The organism is Clostridium ragsdalei P11 (assembly GCF_001675165.1).
Taxonomy (GTDB): Bacteria; Bacillota; Clostridia; order Clostridiales; family Clostridiaceae; genus Clostridium_B; species Clostridium_B ragsdalei.
Genome location: NZ_LROS01000033.1, coordinates 119,897 through 139,593, shown reverse-complemented (window position 1 = coordinate 139,593; position 19,697 = coordinate 119,897). Strand labels below are relative to the sequence as shown.

The following is a 19,697-nucleotide window of genomic DNA, read 5'->3' as shown; positions in this document are numbered from 1 at the left end:
TAAACTTATTTTTAAGTTTACTCTATATTATTCTTATAGGATTAAATTTTACATAATCTGCAGAAGCTAGTATATACTCTACTCCATTTAATTTTCCCGTTACAGCCTTGGACAAAGATTCTCCATGAAGATGTCCATATATAACCTTCTCTACACCATATTCCTCAAACATATCTGTAAATCCCGAGGACATGAACTTTTCACTTATAGGTGGATAATGTATCATTACTATAAATTTTTTATATCCTGCCTCTTCTGCACAATTTAAAGAATTTTTCATTCTCAAAAGTTCTCTTTTGTATATTTTTTCATCATGAACAGAAAAATTATCACTTTCTGGACAATTCCAGCCTCTTGTACCGCATATTCCATAATCCTTATAGGTAAAAAAATTATTCTGTATAAAACCCATGTCTTCATACATATTATTTAGTTTAGTAATACTATTCCACCAATAGTCATGATTTCCCTTTATCATCAATTTTGTTCCTGGAAGTTGGTGCACCCACTCTAAATCACAAGCTCCTCCTTCCATGTTCATGGACCAAGATATATCTCCTGATATCAATACCTTGTCTTCACTAGTTATTTTGCTATTCCAATTTTTTTTTATTTTTTCATCATGGTTAGCCCAGTTATATCCAAAAATATCCATAGGCTTACTACCAGTTAAGTCCAAATGCAAATCTGATATTGCAAATAAAGCCAAATAATCACCTTCTACTTATATTTTTATCTATATCTATCACATAAGCTATTACTTTAGCTACCGCATCGTATAACTCAAAAGGCACATTATCCCCTATGTCCACATTACTCAAAAGATTGGCAAGCTCTTTATCATAAACTATAGGAACGCCGCTCTCTTTTGCCTTATTCAATATATTATCAGCTATTTGACCTATGCCTGCTGCAGTAACTATAGGTGCTTCATAATTATATTCATATTTTAAAGCTGCTGCTTTCTTTTTCTTATCCATAATATTCCCCTTCAATAAGAGTTCAGTAATGAGTTCATAATAACCAGTAAGGTATTTGAAAAAAATGCCTAAAGTTATGCCTTTGTATTTATAACACCTATATCACTATCCTGAAAAAACTCTCTACAAGTTGATATGTTCATCTCTTCTTTCTTTTCATCAAATCTAACATATACATTATAACCTATATCAGATAAGCTCTCCAGTACCCTTTTTTCAGTTTTCTTGAATAAATTAAGCCATTCCTTATTACATTTGATATCTATATCCATGTTACGATTTTTAACGCTTAAATATGCATCTACTGTACCCATATTTTCAGTACTTACAGAAGTTACTATTTTTACATTAGTAGAATCTATTTTTTTCCCTTTTTTCCTCTCATCCTTAATCATCAGTTTACATTGATAATCTTGTTGATTTAAATTTATAGGGACATCCATATAATAGTATGAATTAGAGACAGTATTAAATACCTTAAAATCATTCATGTTATTGTTAAGCACTTGTGCAATATTTCCACTAAGTTGATTTTTGGCATCTCCTTTTTGATCTAAAACTGTTCTTATAATATCCTTCATCTCACTGGTCTTTATGTTTATCTGTTCTTTTATCTGGCTTACAATGTCATCCATACCATTTTGCTTTGTAAAATTATTATGATGAGGACTTTCAACCTTACTACCTTCCTTTTCAAAAAACTTTAAAGCCGTATTTGAAATATCTTTTTGTTCCGAATTCTCTATACCCTTGGAAGAAATGCCTTTATCTGTACCTGTTTTTTGTTCTATATTTTTAGGAGAAATATCTTTATCTATACTTGTCTGCTTCTCCATGCCTTTAGAGGAAATATCCTCTTTTACGTTAGATGGTTGTTTTATATTTAGGGATTGAGTTTTTTCTTCACCTACTGAATTTTTGATTTTATTTAAAATCTCATTTAACTTACTTACATCCAATCCCTCACTATTTAAAACAGTTTTATTTTCTAAACCAGCCTTTTCTATACCTGTTCTACTAACAGTGCCTTTTTCATTCTGTGTAGAAGCAGTATTCTCCTTAGTCGGTATATTTATTGCTTTACTGTCACTATCTTCACTTCTATATACTTCAGCTTGGGCTTTTTCAGAAATAACTTTTAGATTGTCTTTTGTACCTTCAACTTGGTTTGGGGTTTGTACATTAGTGGAATTCTGTCCAGATAGAGTTTCTCCCAAGAACTTTATTTCATTATATATTGTGCCGTCTTTTTTGAATACATTGTTAAAACTTTTTATATTATCTTCACTTAGTTCCATATTGTTTTCCAGGAAAGTAAGCAAATCATCACCACTTATCTGTTTTAGTTGAGTAAAAAAATTTTTTAATGTACTGGTGGTAAATTTACCTTCTGTGCTTTCAGGGGATATGCCTCTACTATCTAAATATTTATCTATAAACTCATTCTCTTCATTAGGATCATTTTTTATTTTGTCTATAAAATCCAGGGTAGTTTTTATATTAGAAATATTGCTTTTGGTAAGTGGTATTCCGTGCTTAAGCATGCTTTTTACAAGCTGGTAGTCATCACTGCTTAAATTAAGATCACCGGACTCTCTAATAAAACTATCTATAGAATCTTTGCCTCCGCTTTGTTCTCCATCTTGTGAGTTCACAATTTTTAATTTAAGCTTTCCATTTTCGAACCCTTGTACTTCTAATCTTACAAGCTTATTTGGCAAAAAATCTACTGGGTTTTCTATCTCTGCAGAAAATTGCCATCCATCTAAAAGTTTTAAAAGTATTTCTCCTGTAGACTTTTTTAGATCTAAAATCCTAGCAGAAAATCTTTCACCTACTTCAAAAGATAATTTAGTAGATATACGCTTGTTATCTACATTATAACTACTGTTTATATTCCATATACCTGGCAAATTCATCACCCTTTATAAATTTATTCTCTTTTTAAGTTATGTATAAATTATCGTACAAAAATGTTTTTTCATAAAGATAAAATAAAAAAATCTGGGATAAACCCAGATTTTCTTTTAATTATTATGTTCTGCCAAACCTCTACTTTTACTCTGCTCTTGTTTCAATACCGGTGATACACTCTTATACAAAACTAGTGTAAGTGCTGTAAGTAATACTCCTTTTAATAAATTAAAAGGTACAATAGCAAATAATATCAAGGTATTTATATCTGTTATACTTCCATTTACTTTTCCTGCTGCTGCTACCATTGCGCTTATAGGGAAATTAAGTACTTTTTCATAAAGTGGAAGTAATACAAAGTAATTTAACACTGCAGCAGATACTGACATAGCAATAGTTGCCGCCCCAAGACTAATTGCTGCTGTCTTTTTAGTTTTATGTCTGTTATATAAATATCCTGCTGTAAACACTAAAACTGAACCCACTGCAAAATTTGCAAACTCTCCTATAAATGCTGTTTTCCCATCAAATATTCCATGAAGTATATTCTTTAAAAGCTCTATGGCAACTCCAGCTCCAGGTCCAAGTGCAAAAGTACCTATTAAAGCCGGTAAGTCACTTATATCAATCTGCAAAAACGATGGGAACACAGGAATTACAACTTCTATGAACATAAGTAAAAATCCAATTACACCTAACAATGATATCTTTACTAGTCTGTTTAACTTATTGCCTCTCATATCTAACATCCCCCTAAAATATTGTGTATAACCTTCTAAGGTAAGTAAAAAAGCCCTGATAAAATATCAGGGCTAATAAACGCTGCATTTTACCTTCTTTCATCCAGACTCTACTGTCGGCCTCGGAATCTCACCGAATCATACCAATTATGGCTCGCGGGCTATACCGCCGGTGGGGAATTACACCCCGCCCTGAAGATTATATTTTAAATTTTCAAATTTATTATAATACTTTTACCAGCACATTTCAACATATTCTTAAAATAACTTTTATCCAATGATTACCTGATCCAATAGTCCTATAGCCTCTCTTTGTCCGATCGCTACCATTGCTAACACCCCCATCGCACGCAGCGAAAGCAACTATCACCAAATCAAAGATTTGGGATATCTGCTTTTCTTCAAAGTGAGGTATAAGCACTGCTACGCGCCTGGATAAGCTCTTCCCCTAAAGGATAACGTATTCTAAGTGCTAAAGACACTAAGCATACTGTTAATAAGGTTCAGATGGAGAAAAGGTATTCCTTATAAGCAAACTCCACCTGAACCTAAGAATCACTTGATTTCATACTAAGTGATATTCTCTTTCTCTTTTCATCTACTTCAAGTACAGTTACCTGAACTATATCTCCTACCTGAACTATATCAAGTGGATGCTTCACAAATTTATCTGACAACTGACTTATATGAACAAGTCCATCCTGATGAACTCCAATATCTACAAAAGCTCCAAAATCTGCTACATTTCTAACTGTACCTGTAAGTACCATTCCCGGTTTTAATTGATTAATGTCTATTATTCCAGTCTTAAGTATAGGTTTGGGAAGTTCTTCCCTTGGGTCTCTTCCCGGCTTTTTTATCTCTTTTATTATATCTTTCAGAGTTGGCTCACCTACATTAAGCTTTTTTGAAAGAACATCTATGCCTATTTTATCAACTCTATTATCTATACCTGAAAGTTCTCCATTTTTTAAATCTTCCATATTATATCCAATGGTTTCCAAAAGCCCTTTTGCTGCATCATAAGATTCAGGATGAACAGAAGTATTGTCAAGGGGCTCACCGCTTTCCATTACCCTTAGAAATCCTGCACACTGTTCAAAAGCCTTGGCTCCCAATCTTTTAACCTTTAAAAGCTCTTTTCTGTTTTTAAATTTACCATTTTCTTCTCTATAAGCTACAATGTTTGATGCTATAGCAGTATTTATTCCAGATATATATGATAGAAGAGAAGGCGTTGCTATATTTAGATCTACACCTACACTATTTACACAATCTTCTACAATTCCCTTTAAAGATTCATCCAATTTCTTTGGTGCAACATCATGCTGGTACTGTCCTACCCCTATGGATTTAGGGTCTATTTTAACAAGCTCTGCTAAAGGATCTTGAAGTCTCCTGCCTATAGATATAGCTCCCCTCAAAGATACATTTATATCTGGGTATTCCTTTGCTGCAAGTTCTGATGCAGAATAAATTGAGGCTCCTGCTTCAGATACAATTACATAATACAGGTCTTTTCCTTTCTCTTCTTTAACTTCTTTTATAAGTTTTCCAATCAGTTCTTCAGATTCCCTGCTAGCAGTTCCGTTTCCAAGGGATACAACATTTACATCGTATTTATATACTAGCTCTTTTAGTTTCTTTATAGATCCTTCCACATCATTTTGAGGTGCAGTAGCATATACTATTGCGGTATCTAATAATTTACCTGTATCGTCCAATACTGCAATTTTACATCCATTTCTAAAACCAGGGTCATAGCCAAGTACATTTTTTCCCTTTATAGGTGATTGCATCAAAAGTGCCTTCAAATTGGCTTTAAATATTTTTATAGCACCTTCTTCTCCCATATCTGTAAGTTGTGATCTTATTTCTCTTTCAATAGACGGGTAAATTAGTCTCTTTAACGAATCCTCTACACTTTTTTCTATATAAGTATCTGTTATATTATTTCCTTTAAGAGATTGATTTTTTAAGTAAATTTCTATATTCTCCATATCACAACTTATCTTTACAGATAAAACTTTTTCCTTTTCCCCTCTATTTATAGCTAGTATTCTATGAGGTGGAATAAACTTAACTGCTTCTCTATAATCATAGTACATTTCATAAGGAGTTGGTTCTTTGCTCTCACCCTTCGTTTCAATTATTCCATTTTCCCAAACAAATTTTCTTATCCATTTTCTATACTTTGCTTCATCAGAAATAACTTCACTTATTATGTCAACTGCACCTGATAGTGCATCTTCTGAAGACTCAACGCCCTTTTCCTCATTTATAAATTTTTCTGCATACTTTTCTATATCATCTTGAAAGTTCCCAGCTAAAATGACTTCTGAGATAGGCTTAAGTCCCTTTTCCTGTGCAATAGTTGCTCTGGTTCTCTTCTTTGGTTTATATGGTCTATATATGTCTTCTACTTCTGTTAAAGTGCTGCTGTGCTCTATAGAATTCTTTAATTCTTCCGTAAGTTTTCCCTGCTCTTCTATTATCCTTATTACGTCTTCTTTTCTAGATTTAAGATTTCTAAGATATGTAAGCCTTTCTGCCAGTTTTCTTAAAGTTACATCACTCATGCTCCCTGTAAGCTCTTTTCTATATCTGGCTATAAAAGGTACTGTATTACCTGAATCTAAAAGTTCAATTACACTATTTATATATTTTTTATTTACACTAAGCTCTTCAGCTAATGTATCTATTATATTATCCATTTTTACCTCCTGGTTAATTTTATTTATCATAAATCTCTAAGCTAAAAGAAGGATTAAACATACTGAAAAAGTATAAATCAGCTAAAAATATATTACAACAGTTATATACACTTTGGCAAATTAATATATATTTAGAAACACATTATTTTAGAGGTTATTATTAATGAAAAAATTTATCTTTATGCTGCTATTAACTATATTTTGTATTATTTGTTCATTGAGTTTTCAATATTATTATTTTGTACATCCATTAAATTCTTCAAAAGTTAAAAATACTATTTCCTATTTATCCTCAGATAATTTTAAAGGAAGGCTTACTGGAACTTTGGAAAATTACGAAACAGCAGATTTTATAAAACATTATTTTAAAGCAGAAAATTTAAATCCTTACAATAAGGATTACCTACAATCCTTTAATGTAATTTACCCCGAAAAAATAGATGCCGCCCCATATCTCATAGTAAATGATAAAAATGGCTTTATAGTAAAACAGTATAAGTATGCTGCAGATTATAAAGAAGATATGCTAAACTTTAAAAATAGCAGTGTATCTTTTAAAAAAGATAATATTATTTCACTACCCAAAAACAGCTTTCAAGTGCAGACATCAAACCAATATTTTTTATTTTATACTCCCAAAAATGATAACTTAGATTTTAGAAGTTCCTTTATTTCAAATTCTCGGGGAAGTATGTACATTATGATAAAAGAACAAACTGCCAAAGAAATAAAAAATTATTTAAATTCAGGTTGTGAAATAAGCTGTTTCATACCTTTTCATAATAAATTAACTTCTGCTTACAACGTAATAGGATACATAAAAGGTAAAAATCCTGCTCTACCACCCCTTGTTCTATCTGCCCATTTTGACCACCTTGGTTCTGACCTTTCTGGCACAGTATATAGCGGTGCCCTAGACAATGCTTCTGGTACTTCTTTTTTACTTGGTCTTATAAAATATATAAATTCTCTTGGAAAACCAGAGAGAAATATAGTAATTGCAGCTTTTAATGCAGAAGAATTTGGCTGCCTAGGGTCAAAAAATTTTGCACAGCAATATAAAGATATCCTAAAAGGAGGAAAAGTTATAAATTTTGACATGTTAGGCAGTGATAAAAATGTTCCACTTTCCATAATGTCAGGAAAATGGGATTCAAAAAATTCACCTTTTGTAAAAGAAATAGCACAATTATGTACTAATAGCAAGATAAACTTTAAATATGCTTTTGAAAATTCCAGTGATCATCAATATTTTAGAGTTTATAACATAGACGCTCTAACTTTATCAGATGCAGACACATCAAAAATACACACACCTATGGATAAATCTCAATATATAAATACAAAATCCATAGATAGGTGCTTTAATGTAGTCTCAAAAGAAATTGACAGCTATGCTTTCAATAATAATCCTTTTATTTTATACTATAAGTACTTATTTGCCATATCATTTTGTGGAATACTTATAATGGTTAGTTTATATTTGCATCAATTTTAACTTTTTTACTTAAACTTATCAAAATATTTAACTAGATAATTTCAACTAAGAAGCTGTTGAAATAGCAACTTTATAAATAAATCTGCTTAAAAGTTGATAATTGACAATAGACAGTTGAAGGAGGATTTTTCTTAAAAAAATCCTCCATAACCTTCAATTTTCCACTATGAATTGTCAACTATTTAAAAACATATATACATGTTAAAATGACTGACACACTAATTAATTAGTAAAACATCTCAAAGTTTCTCTGTAAACTTAAATTATACCCTGAGCCATCATAGCCTCAGCAACTTTTAAAAATCCAGCAATATTGGCTCCTACAACTATATTTCCTTCATTTCCATATTCTTTTGCTGCATTTTTAGAATTATTATAAATATTAATCATTATATTTTTAATCTTATTATTTACTTCTTCAAATGTCCATGAATACCTTATACTATTTTGAGACATTTCAATGGCAGAACATGCAACTCCTCCTGCATTAGCTGCCTTAGCAGGTCCAAAAAGAATCTTATTACTTAAAAATACATTTATTGCATCTAAAGTTGAAGGCATATTTGCTCCTTCTGATACAGCTATAATACCATTTTCTACAAGAGCTTTAGCCGATTTTTCATTTATTTCACCTTGAGTTGCACAAGGAAGAGCTATGTCACACTTAACATTCCAAATTTCTCTAAAATCTGGTACATACTTAGCAGTAGGCACACTTTTTAGATATTCTTTTATTCTTCCCCTTCTAACTTCTTTAATTTCTTTTACTACATCTAGATTAATTCCATTTTCATCTAAAATATATCCATTAGAATCAGAACAAGTAATAACTTTAGCTCCAAGTTCAGTTGCTTTTTCAATAGCATAAATAGCCACATTTCCCGAACCTGAAACTACTACTTTTTTATCTTTGAAACTCAAATTATGATCTTTTAGCATTTCTTCAGTAAAATAAACTAATCCATATCCAGTTGCTTCTGTTCTGGCAAGGCTTCCTCCATAAGTCAGTCCCTTACCTGTCAAAGTACCCTGTTCACTTACACTTTTAAGTTTATTATAATAGCCATATAGATATCCAATTTCTCTTCCACCAACACCTATATCTCCTGCAGGTACATCTCTATTAGAACCTATGTATTTGTACAGCTCAGACATAAAAGCTTGGCAAAACCTCATAACTTCGTTATCAGATTTGCCTTTTGGATCAAAATCTGAACCGCCTTTTGCTCCTCCTATAGGTAACCCTGTTAAGGAATTCTTAAATATTTGCTCAAATCCTAAAAATTTTACAATACTTTGATTTACAGATGGATGAAATCTTAACCCACCCTTATACGGTCCTATAGCCGAATTAAATTGAATTCTAAAACCTCTGTTTACTTGAACCTCTCCATTGTCATCAACCCATGGAACTCTAAAACTTATAGCTCTTTCTGGTTCAGTTAATCTTTCAAGTAATCCTGCTTTAATAAAATCAGGTCTTCTATCAAATACCGGTACTAAAGAAGCTAAAACTTCTTTTACCGCATCAAGAAACTCTTTTTCACCTGAATTTCTTTTTTGTACAGTACTTAAAACTTTCTGAACATACTCTTTGCCATTCATATTATTACTCCTTCATAAAATAATTGTAGTTATCTTTACTATTTTACTTATAATTATACCAAAATTAACATAATTTAAAAGCATATTCTATCATCTTATAGAAATTTTGCACAAATTTGAATTACTATTCATCCATATCTATATTGTCCAATATATGTAATATAATTAATTATATTTAAAATTTCTGTTCTTTAATTTAACAAAAAATACAGTGATAACCGTAAATAGAAACATGATTAATCCACAGCTAAAGAATCCAAATTTACCACCGAATTTTTCCATAACTGCACCCACGAAAGCACTACCAAAAGGAGTGCTTCCAATATTTAAAAGGGCATATATACTCATTACCCTCCCCCTATATTCATCTTCTGTATTAAACTGCAGTGTAGCATTTGCTTTATTTAAAAAAGTAAGCCCGAAGAATCCTATACATACAAACAGCATCCCTACTAATAAATAACTACTTGTAAATAAAGTTACTATTTGTAAAATAGCCAATATAAATGAATTTATAATGAGGAAATGCTTACTTCTAAGTCCTCTGCCTATTCCTGCCATAAAAATAGCTCCTAAAAATGATCCTGCACCTGAAAGACTTAAAAAAATACTATACTCCTTTGCTCCACCATTCATGACTTGCTTTGCAAATACAGGTATAATTACATTGCTATTAAATGCAAAAGTGCATACTATAGCCATCATAAACATTACAGATAGGAGTATTTTCTTATTTATAGTATACATAATTCCACCTTTTAAGTCCTGAATTAAATTGAAGTTTTTAGATTTTAATGTTGGGTTACCTTTAGCCTTTATTTGAAATACACCATAGATAACAGGTATAAAACTAATTGTATTGATAAGAAAACACTGAAATACCCCTACTTTATTCATTATTATTCCTGCAAATGCAGGTCCAACTATACGTGATATATTAAAAACAGTTGAATTTAAAGATATAGCATTTGGAAGATCCCTTTTTCCTACAAGTTCAATAAAGAAAGACTGCCTTGTAGGCATGTCCAAACTTGTTATAATCCCATTAATAACAGCTAATATAGCTAATATCCAATACTTACTATATCCAATATAAATAACGAAAGTCAATATAAAGGACTGTATCATATAAGAAAACTGAGTCATTAAAATAATTTTTCTTTTGGGATATCTTTCTGCTATAACACCTGCAATAAGCGTAATCAAAAGTACTGGTGCATATTGAAATACTGATATAAGTCCAAGAAGAAAAGGAGAATTAGTTATCTTATACACATACCAACTGAGCGCTGTATTTTGAATCATAGTTCCCATTAGTGACAAAAGCTGTCCTGACAAAAAATATCTAAAATCTCTATGTTTTAGGGATGAAAAAACATCCCCCACTGTACTTTTGAAACTCATGCTAAATCCTTCTTTCAATTACGAGTTAAAAATAGATGCAAAATAAATGCTATCAGATTATACGCCTGATAGCACTTTATTTACTTTGCCTGCTGTCTTAAATAAGCTAATATAAAATTATCAATTTCTCCATCCATTACTGAAGACACATTTCCATTCTCTACTCCAGTTCTATGATCTTTTACAAGAGTATAGGGATGAAATACATAGGATCTTATCTGGCTTCCCCATCCCATGTCCTTAAGTTCTCCTGCAAGATCTTCTATCTTTTCCTTATGTGCTCTTTCTTTAAGTTCCACAAGTTTTGACTTTAACATGAGCATTGCGGTTTCTCTATTATAATGCTGACTTCTTTCATTCTGGCACTGTACAACTATACCTGTAGGTATATGAGTTATCCTAACTGCAGATTCCGTTTTGTTTACATGCTGTCCACCTGCACCAGAAGACCTATAGGTATCTACCCTTAAATCTTCTGGCCTTATGTCTATATCTTGGTTTTTGGTAAGTTCCGGTAAAACCTCTACAGATGCAAAAGAAGTCTGTCTTTTCCCATTAGCATTGAAAGGTGATATTCTAACCAATCTATGGATACCCTTTTCGGCTTTCAAATATCCATAAGCAAATTCCCCTATTATCCTTAATGATACACTTTTTATTCCAGCATCATCTGCAGGAAGAATATCTAAAGTCTCAACTTTATATCCAGACTTTTCTGCCCATCTAGTATACATCCTCAAAAGCATCTCCGTCCAGTCCTGGGCATCTGTGCCACCTACTCCTACATGTAAATTCAATATCGCATTGTTTTTATCATATTCTCCTGATAAAAGTATTTCTATTTTAAGTTTATCAATTATATTTTCGATATCTTCCACTTCAGACAATATATCTTTGCAGCCAGACATGTCTTCCTCTTCTTCCGCAATATGAGCTAGAATTTCTGCATCATTTATTCTACTCTCCAACTTATTATACATATCCAGCTTTTCATTTAAAAATTTTTCCTCAGAAGTTACTTCCTGTGCCTTTTCCAAGTTATTCCAGAAATTAGACTCCTGCATTTTCATCTGCAGCTCTTCTATCCTATTCTTATAGTTACCTAGGTCAAAGAGACTCCTTTATTTTATTTAATGCTTTTTTTAATATGCTCAATTTTGATAGGGATTCTTCCAAATCAATTATCATACGACCACCTCAATATCATCTTAGTTATTTGCAAGTCTTCCACAACAATTTTTATACTTTTTACCACTGCCACAAGGACAAGGATCATTTCTTCCTACAGTTTTTTCTTTCTTTATAGGTTTTTTCTTCATTGCAGTTTCTTCACCTTGATTAGTAATTACATTCTTAGCTACCCTTTCTCTCTCAGGTGCTTTTTCAATTTGTACATGAAGAAGATATTTAACAGTATCCAATTTAATATTATATATCATTTCCTCAAACATTTCGCTGCCTTCAAACTGATATGCTTGAGCTGGTTCCTGCTGTCTGTAGGCTCTAAGTCCAATAGCTCTCTTTAAGTGCTCCATATCGTCTATATGATCCATCCACTTTGTATCAACAACCCTAAGTAAGATAACTCTCTCAATTTCTCTCATCTGCTCTGGAGTACACTCTTCTTCTTTTTCTTCATAAATTTTTTGGCCTATATCTATATATTTCTGCTTAATTTCCTCATTGGAAAGATTTATAATATCCTCTTTCTTTACGGAATCTTTTTGTACATAAACTTCTTCCATATATTTTATTAGCTTTTCTACTTCATCTTCAAAATCTTCTTCTATACCAGATATATGAGAATCTACAACAGAGGTTACTAAGCTTTTTATCATATCAATCATGTAATCTCTAAGATCTTCTCCCTCAAGTACCTGAGACCTCTGTCTATATATAATTTCCCTCTGCTTATTTATTACATCATCATATTGAAGTAAAGTTTTTCTTATATCAAAGTTATTTCCTTCTACTTTTTTCTGTGCACCTTCTATAGCATTTGTAACCATTCTACTTTCTATGGCCTCATCTTCTTTGAGACCTAATTTTTCAACTATTCCCTGAAGTCTATCTGAACCAAATATTCTCATCAGATCATCTTCTAGTGATACGTAAAATCTTGATGTACCAGGATCTCCTTGACGCCCTGAACGTCCTCTAAGCTGGTTATCAATTCTTCTTGATTCATGTCTTTCAGTTCCTATTATTTTAAGTCCGCCAAGAGCAACCACACCTTTTCCAAGCTTTATATCAGTACCACGACCTGCCATATTAGTTGCTATAGTAATTGTTCCCTTTTCTCCTGCATGAGAAATTATTTCTGCTTCCTTTTCATGAAACTTAGCATTTAAAACTTGATGAGGTACTCCTCTTTTCTTTAACATATCTGAAAGTAACTCAGATTTTTCTATACTTACTGTACCTACAAGTACAGGCTGACCTTTTTTATAGGTTTCATATATTTCATCTGCTATAGCTTTAAACTTTCCTTTTGCACTTTTATAAACTACATCAGGGTAATCTGTTCTTGCTATAGGCTTATGGGTAGGTATTACTATTACATCAAGTCCATATATTTCTCTAAATTCATTTTCCTCTGTCAGTGCAGTACCTGTCATACCTGATAATTTATTAAACATTCTAAAATAATTCTGATAAGTAATAGTTGCAAGTGTCTTTGATTCTCTCTCTACTTTTACATTTTCCTTAGCTTCTATAGCTTGATGTAACCCATCGCTGTATCTTCTGCCTTCCATCATTCTTCCTGTAAATTCATCTACAATGAGCACTTCACCATTTTTTACCATGTAATCTTTGTCTCTTCTCATTATATAGTTAGCTTTCAAAGATTGAACTACATAATGCTGTATCTCCATATTCTCTGGATCCGCATAGTTGGCCAATTGAAAGAAGTTTTCAGCCTTTTTTACACCTGTATCTGTAAGTATTACCGAATTTGCCTTTTCGTCTACTTCATAATCCTCTTTTTGTAAAGTTTTTGCAAAACTGTCTGCAATATTGTAAAATTCAGTTGACTTTTCTCCTTCGCCTGAAATAATAAGAGGTGTTCTTGCTTCATCAATTAAAATTGAGTCAACCTCATCTACTATAACAAAGTTAAGTCCTCTTTGTACTCTTTCTTCTTTGTAAATAACCATGTTATCTCTTAAATAGTCAAATCCGAACTCACTGTTAGTTCCATAAGTTATATCACAATTGTATGCTTCCTGTCTCTGGGACTGATCCAAATCATGTAGTATTACACCTACTTTAAGCCCTAGTGCCTCATATACAGGTGCCATGGTATCTCTATCCCTTTTTGCTAGGTAGTCATTTACTGTAACTATATGAACTCCTTTTCCTGTAAGTGCATTTAAATATGCTGGTGCAGTAGCAACAAGTGTTTTACCTTCACCAGTTTTCATCTCTGATATTCTTCCTTGATGGAGCACTACTCCACCTATTAGCTGCTCTCTATATTGCTTTAAGCCTATGGTTCTATATCCTACCTCTCTAACAACAGCAAAAGCTTCAGGTAATATTTCATCTAAAGATTCACCCTTAGAAAGTCTATCTTTAAATTCATCTGTCTTTGCTCTAAGTTCTCCACTCGTCAATCCCTGCATTTTTGAATCCAAACTATCTATTTTATCTACTATAGGGATAACTCTTTTTACTTCCCGTTCACTATATGAACCGAATATTTTCTGAAAAAGTTTCATTATTTTCATCCTCACCATGTTAAATTTGTTTACAAAAGTATACACCTTATAAATTATATCATCTAATTATTGGGTATTCAACTTATTAAATAATAGTTTACTTTAGTTTAATAATATGCTTCCTATTTTTAGAGCATAAAAAGAGGAAGCTTTATGCTCCCCCTTTATTGCATCTAACTTTTAAAATTCAGGCTCTATTAATCCGTAATTTCCATCCCGTCTTTTATATACTACATTTACTTCTCCATTTTCAGCGTCCTGATATACAAAGAAACTATGACCTAAAAGTTCCATTTGAAGGACTGCTTCTTCAGATGACATTGGTTTTATTGCAAATTTCTTAGTTCTAACTATTTTTTGTTCTTGTTTGTCTTTTTCTGACTCATCTGGTATGCATTGGAACCTTAAAGATTCTGAATTGTTTCTTCTTAATAGCTTTGTCTTTTGCTTTCTTATCTGTCTCTCTAATTTATCCACAACTAAATCAATTGAAGCATACATATCTGAGTTTCCTTCTTCTCCTCTTAGTATAACTCCTCCAAAAGGAATAGTGACTTCAATTATTTGTCTAGTTTTTTGTACGCTTAATGTAGCATGTGCTACTACATCAGGGTTGAAATATTTTTCTAGCTTACATAGCTTCTTCTCCACCGCATTTTTCAATGCATCAGTTACCACGATATTTTTCCCTTTTACAGTTATTTTCATATTTCCAGCCCCTTCCTATTGTAATCCTAAACATATGTAAAGGATTAATCTATGTTTTGTTAGTTATATTTTAATACTGTTTATCATAAATTACAATAGCTATTAATGACACATTTATACTACTTTTTTATTAATAGCAAAAACTAATAATAAATAATCTTTTAAAATTAATATAGCAGCCTTAAAAAAGGCTGCTATATTGCACAGTTAGTGCATTTGCAAGTTAGCTGACCTGGTATTTGACCCCACACTCGCCTGCTGGAACTTTCGCTACCGGGAATTAACCTCTCACTACTAATCCTCTCGTATTTTACGGCAGGACTTACTTCTAAGCCGCACCATGCTCATTAAATATTTTATCTAACTTACGTGGATCGTTTCGCCTGCGACTAGCATCGACTTTCAACCACAGACCTAACTTGACTAATAAAATTATACTCTACTTTTTGCTCCAGTCAATACATTAATTTTTTTTGCTCCGTTTTTCAAAAGTTCTGCACAGCATGCAAAGGCTGTAGCACCAGTAGTTAAAACATCATCTATTAACAAAATTTTTTTATTTTTTATACTTTTTTTATTGCGTACCTGAAAGCTTTGTGACATATTACTCCATCTCTCTGTTTTGTCCAATCCTATTTGATCCTTTGTTTCCTTTATTTTTTGTAAGCAGCATATAACAGGCTTATTAGTATAACTCCCCAAACTGTTCGCCAAATATTCAGCCTGATTATATCCTCTCTTTTTCAATGCTTTCTTAGTCATAGGCACATATGTAAAAACATCAAAATCAATGTGATTATTAGCTATAATATCTCTCATACACTTTGCTATAACATCTCCAGCTTTAAAAGAACTCTTGTATTTTAATTTTATTATAAGTTCCATCATCGCTCCAGAATAATAAGCACTACTATAGCATTGAAATTTTTTATCATCATATCCAATTTCAAAACTGTCTTTACAAATTTTTATATTGCTTTCACAATCTTTACATATGGTTCTATCATCATATATATCCTTTTTACACAGTATACATCTTTCATCTCCACAATATATAAGCCCTAGTACACAATCCAATAAAAATCTTAAATTTTTAGTAATCCCATGTTCCATGCTTCCCTATTAAAATTGCTAGTTATACTCTTTGCTTTCTCAATCTCTTCTGTCTCTATATTAGAAACCAGTATAACCTCCTCTTTTAAGTTTTTTTCACCTCTTCCAACACTTCCACACAAATAAACAAATTCTTTATAAGTAAAGTTAATATCATCTGCAAAGTATACTATTAATTCTGAATTTTTTGCATTTAATACAGTTTCTTCAAAACAGTTAGTTATTAATATTGAGTTTTTGGCCTGTAAAAACTTATAGATCAATTTTTTATTCGTTTCCCCATTAGCAAAACATACTACATCCTGTGCTAAACTTCTACAATATTTATGCATATATGAAGCTACCTTTTCTATTTTACATTCGCTTGGTACATATATTATTATCTTCTTACCTATACTTATTGACCATTTTAAATAGTCGTATACCAAAAAAGGCATTTCTTTATTCATATTTAGTCTAGTAAGTATATTTCTCGGTTCGATTATTAATCCTTCATTCTTAGCAGGCAAAAATATCTTTTTACTATTTTCAACTATACTTTCTATAGAATATATTATGACTTTACTATCCTCATGAGTTAATTTGCTAATTAATTTGCATATCTCGTACTTATTGTATAATGAAAAACTACTTATATCATCATATATGATTAATTCAAACTTTTTTTCCAATTTTGCTGCATTTTCAAAATTACATATCTGCAATTTACAATTTAAATTACTTTTACATCCTTTTACATAAGCATAATCTGTAAAATGTGTATACTTTTTTATATCTTTTATTATATCCACATTGCCCATTTTTTCATTAGTAATATAAACAATATTTTTATTTTGTCTTATGTATTTTTCAATAACTTCCAGAAAAATTTCAGTAGAATTATAAGGAACCGAGATGCAATTTAAAAAAGTATCTTTAGTACCGCTCCATTTTACTATATTCTCACTTATTTTTTTTCTCTCATTAATAAGACATGCTTCATTCCACAGTAGCATTTGTTTCACTCTCCATTATATCCATTATTCTATATTTTAATAACGAATACCTTTCAAAGCTTTTATTATTATTTATCATAAAATTTAAGGCTTTTAAACTCCCCACAAGTATTACCATCTGTTTTGCCCTAGTTATAGCCGTATACAATAAATTTCTATTCATAAGCAGCGGCGGACCCATAAACATAGGTATAATAATTACCGGGAATTCACTACCTTGACTTTTATGTATGGTTATTGCATAAGATAAATCCAACTCATCTAAGTACATACTATCATATACAACTCTTTTTTCTTCATCAAACACAACTATCACTCTATTTTTTTCTTCATCTATATCTTCTATATATCCAAAGTCACCATTAAAAACACCCATTCCACTTTCCTTGTTTTCTTCTGAAATATCTTCCCATTTTAAAGTATAATTATTTTTAATCTGCATCACTTTATCTCCTACCCTAAAAGTCATGTCTCTAAACTTTTTTTCTCTCTTATTGGGACTTTTAGGATTTAGAACTTGCTGAAGTTTTTTATTTAAATTTGATACTCCCAAAATTCCCTTTCTCATAGGAGATAGTATTTGAATATCCTCTATTTTATTCCAACTACTATTAAAACTTGGTAACCTTTTATCTATTAATCCTACTAGTGTGTCTAATATATCCGAAGGATCTTGACATTTTATAAAATAAAAATCCTTATTCTTTTTGTTTAAAATAGGCATCTCTCCAGAATTTATCTTATGCGCATTAACTATAATCATACTCTCTTTTGATTGCCTAAATATCTCTTTTAATCTAACTACTTTAATACATTTACTGTCTATGAAGTCTCTGAGCACATTTCCAGGGCCTACAGATGGAAGCTGCTCTGCGTCCCCTACTATTATTAACCTAGTTCCCATAGATACAGCTTTCAATAAGTTATTCATAAGCACTATATCTATCATAGAAGCCTCATCTATAATAACTACATCGCATTGCAGTGGTGATTGCTCTCCTCTTGAAAAAAATAAAGCTTCTTCATCACTTCCCACTCCCATTTCAAGAAGTCTATGTATGGTCTTTGATTCTCGTTTTGTAGATTCTGACATTCTCTTTGCTGCCCTTCCCGTAGGAGCACCCATTAAAACTTTAAGCTTTGATTTTTCAAATAATCTAATTATGCAATTAATTATTGTAGTTTTACCTGTTCCAGGACCTCCTGTTATTATCTCCACTCCATTTTCAACTGCTCCCCTAATAGCTTCTTTTTGAGAAACAGCAAAGTTCATATTATTTTCCTTCTCAAAATCTTCTATCTCTTTATCTATATTAAAATCTATATCCTTATATTTAGTAAAAGCTAACATCAATATTTTTCTAGTTACACTCAATTCACAATAATAGTAGGTCATAGAAAATACACATACTTTATCTTCCCACTTCTCCAATTTTATCTTTCCATTTACAGAACTTTCATATATGTTTTCTTCCAGTTCTTTTTGAGTTATATGGAGTATGTCAACACCTTCTTTTATAAGGTTATCTATAGGCATATACGTATTTCCCAAGCTGCAAAACTTATTCACCAAATATCTTATTCCACTTTGTATTCTAAATGGAGAATTATTTTCTATTCCAAGGCTTCTTGCTATCTTATCTGCCGTTTTAAAACCTATACCACTTATTTCTTCTGTAAGGGTGTATGGATTTTCTTTCACAATACTTATAGAATCTGCTCCAAATTTTTTATGTATTTTAACACACTGGCTAGGAGTTATTCCGTAAGTTTGCAAAAATATCATTATATTTCTCACTTCATTTTGTTTAGAATAAGATTCCTCTATTAAAGCTATTTTTTTTGCTCCTATACCTTCTATTTCTTTTAATCTTCCTATGTTATTATCCAATATTTGAAGGGTATTTTCACCAAACTTCTCTACTATTTTCTTTGCTGTTACTGGACCTATTCCTGATATTATTCCAGAGGCCAAATATCTCTCTATGCCAATAGTAGTGTTAGGTATTATTTCTTCAGAAGCCTGAACCTTAAATTGATTTCCAAACTGAGGATGAAGAACCCATTCCCCTACAGCCTTCAAATTTTGTCCTTCAATTATATTAGGTATACATCCTACTATAGTTACTACATCTTTATTTTCTCTTATTTTAGCAACTACATACCCATTATCTTTATTTTGAAATATTATACTTTCTACAATTCCTTGTAATTCTTGCATAGAATCTCTCCTACCCCTATTTGCAAACAAAATCATATATTTATAAATAATTATACCACATTAAACTTTGTCTTAATCCAACA

Annotated in this window: 14 protein-coding genes and 1 riboswitch; of the genes, 1 reads left to right on the top strand and 13 read right to left on the bottom strand. The window is 31.4% G+C overall.

Annotated elements, in window-relative coordinates; translation table 11 throughout:
• Positions 1-22: 22 nt before the first annotated feature.
• From CLRAG_RS14010 to CLRAG_RS13990, 5 genes are all read right to left on the bottom strand, one after another.
• On the bottom strand, positions 23-709 hold the full coding sequence (locus CLRAG_RS14010; RefSeq protein ID WP_065078988.1) for a metallophosphoesterase: 687 nt from the start codon (positions 707-709) through the stop codon (positions 23-25).
• A gap of 4 nt (positions 710-713) precedes the next feature.
• Positions 714-980 carry an EscU/YscU/HrcU family type III secretion system export apparatus switch protein gene (locus tag CLRAG_RS14005; RefSeq protein WP_013236956.1) on the bottom strand — a complete coding sequence of 89 codons (267 nt, stop codon included), beginning with the start codon at positions 978-980 and terminating at the stop codon, positions 714-716.
• 74 nt (positions 981-1,054) lie between these two features.
• Positions 1,055-2,899 (bottom strand): hypothetical protein, encoded by a 1,845-nt coding sequence (locus CLRAG_RS14000; RefSeq protein ID WP_242872150.1) that lies wholly within the window; start codon positions 2,897-2,899, stop codon positions 1,055-1,057.
• 108 nt (positions 2,900-3,007) lie between these two features.
• Positions 3,008-3,634 (bottom strand): ECF transporter S component, encoded by a 627-nt coding sequence (locus CLRAG_RS13995; RefSeq protein WP_065078986.1) that lies wholly within the window; start codon positions 3,632-3,634, stop codon positions 3,008-3,010.
• A gap of 87 nt (positions 3,635-3,721) precedes the next feature.
• A riboswitch (FMN riboswitch) is annotated at positions 3,722-3,838 on the bottom strand.
• 344 nt (positions 3,839-4,182) lie between these two features.
• Positions 4,183-6,348 (bottom strand): Tex family protein, encoded by a 2,166-nt coding sequence (locus CLRAG_RS13990; RefSeq protein ID WP_065078985.1) that lies wholly within the window; start codon positions 6,346-6,348, stop codon positions 4,183-4,185.
• Between the two features lie 163 nt (positions 6,349-6,511).
• On the opposite strand from CLRAG_RS13990, the gene CLRAG_RS13985 reads away from it, so the two are divergent.
• Positions 6,512-7,846 (top strand): M28 family metallopeptidase, encoded by a 1,335-nt coding sequence (locus tag CLRAG_RS13985; RefSeq protein WP_065078984.1) that lies wholly within the window; start codon positions 6,512-6,514, stop codon positions 7,844-7,846.
• Positions 7,847-8,104: 258 nt separating this feature from the next.
• Here the strand turns inward: CLRAG_RS13985 and gdhA are convergent, their stop codons facing one another.
• The 8 genes from gdhA to recD2 form a co-directional block, all read right to left on the bottom strand.
• Positions 8,105-9,451 (bottom strand): NADP-specific glutamate dehydrogenase, encoded by a 1,347-nt coding sequence (gdhA, locus tag CLRAG_RS13980; RefSeq protein ID WP_065078983.1) that lies wholly within the window; start codon positions 9,449-9,451, stop codon positions 8,105-8,107.
• 165 nt (positions 9,452-9,616) lie between these two features.
• Positions 9,617-10,855, bottom strand: a complete 1,239-nt coding sequence (locus tag CLRAG_RS13975; protein ID WP_065078982.1) for an MFS transporter — start codon at positions 10,853-10,855, stop codon at positions 9,617-9,619.
• An 80-nt stretch (positions 10,856-10,935) separates the two neighbouring features.
• A protein-coding gene (prfB, locus tag CLRAG_RS13970) for a peptide chain release factor 2 (protein WP_207644819.1) occupies positions 10,936-12,043 on the bottom strand; the annotation gives its coding sequence in 2 pieces (ribosomal slippage) (positions 10,936-11,964 and positions 11,966-12,043; 1,107 coding nt in all).
• A 20-nt stretch (positions 12,044-12,063) separates the two neighbouring features.
• Positions 12,064-14,577, bottom strand: coding sequence for a preprotein translocase subunit SecA (secA, locus tag CLRAG_RS13965; RefSeq protein WP_065078981.1), 2,514 nt, complete (start codon positions 14,575-14,577; stop codon positions 12,064-12,066).
• A gap of 180 nt (positions 14,578-14,757) precedes the next feature.
• Positions 14,758-15,285: a ribosome hibernation-promoting factor, HPF/YfiA family gene (gene hpf, locus CLRAG_RS13960; protein ID WP_065078980.1), complete on the bottom strand. Its 528-nt coding sequence runs from the start codon at positions 15,283-15,285 to the stop codon at positions 14,758-14,760.
• A gap of 432 nt (positions 15,286-15,717) precedes the next feature.
• Positions 15,718-16,398, bottom strand: a complete 681-nt coding sequence (locus tag CLRAG_RS13955; RefSeq protein ID WP_065078979.1) for a ComF family protein — start codon at positions 16,396-16,398, stop codon at positions 15,718-15,720.
• Complete coding sequence (locus CLRAG_RS13950) at positions 16,371-17,393, bottom strand: hypothetical protein (protein WP_065078978.1); 1,023 nt, start codon at positions 17,391-17,393, stop codon at positions 16,371-16,373. The genes CLRAG_RS13955 and CLRAG_RS13950 overlap by 28 nt, the downstream gene beginning before the upstream one ends.
• Positions 17,377-19,614, bottom strand: coding sequence for an SF1B family DNA helicase RecD2 (gene recD2, locus CLRAG_RS13945; protein ID WP_065078977.1), 2,238 nt, complete (start codon positions 19,612-19,614; stop codon positions 17,377-17,379). The genes CLRAG_RS13950 and recD2 overlap by 17 nt, the downstream gene beginning before the upstream one ends.
• Between the last annotated feature and the right edge of the window lie 83 nt (positions 19,615-19,697).

Bases quoted from the DNA above. Each gene is read 5' to 3' on its own strand.
- CLRAG_RS13990 (WP_065078985.1), bottom strand. From the start codon at position 6,348: ATGGATAATATAATAGATACATTAGCTGAAGAGCTTAGTGTAAATAAA.
- hpf (WP_065078980.1), bottom strand. From the start codon at position 15,285: ATGAAAATAACTGTAAAAGGGAAAAATATCGTGGTAACTGATGCATTG.
- CLRAG_RS13995 (WP_065078986.1), bottom strand. From the start codon at position 3,634: ATGAGAGGCAATAAGTTAAACAGACTAGTAAAGATATCATTGTTAGGT.
- recD2 (WP_065078977.1), bottom strand. From the start codon at position 19,614: ATGCAAGAATTACAAGGAATTGTAGAAAGTATAATATTTCAAAATAAA.
- CLRAG_RS14000 (WP_242872150.1), bottom strand. From the start codon at position 2,899: ATGAATTTGCCAGGTATATGGAATATAAACAGTAGTTATAATGTAGAT.
- secA (WP_065078981.1), bottom strand. From the start codon at position 14,577: ATGAAACTTTTTCAGAAAATATTCGGTTCATATAGTGAACGGGAAGTA.
- CLRAG_RS13955 (WP_065078979.1), bottom strand. From the start codon at position 16,398: ATGGAACATGGGATTACTAAAAATTTAAGATTTTTATTGGATTGTGTA.
- gdhA (WP_065078983.1), bottom strand. From the start codon at position 9,451: ATGAATGGCAAAGAGTATGTTCAGAAAGTTTTAAGTACTGTACAAAAA.
- CLRAG_RS13950 (WP_065078978.1), bottom strand. From the start codon at position 17,393: ATGCTACTGTGGAATGAAGCATGTCTTATTAATGAGAGAAAAAAAATA.
- CLRAG_RS13985 (WP_065078984.1), top strand. From the start codon at position 6,512: ATGAAAAAATTTATCTTTATGCTGCTATTAACTATATTTTGTATTATT.
- CLRAG_RS13975 (WP_065078982.1), bottom strand. From the start codon at position 10,855: ATGAGTTTCAAAAGTACAGTGGGGGATGTTTTTTCATCCCTAAAACAT.
- CLRAG_RS14005 (WP_013236956.1), bottom strand. From the start codon at position 980: ATGGATAAGAAAAAGAAAGCAGCAGCTTTAAAATATGAATATAATTAT.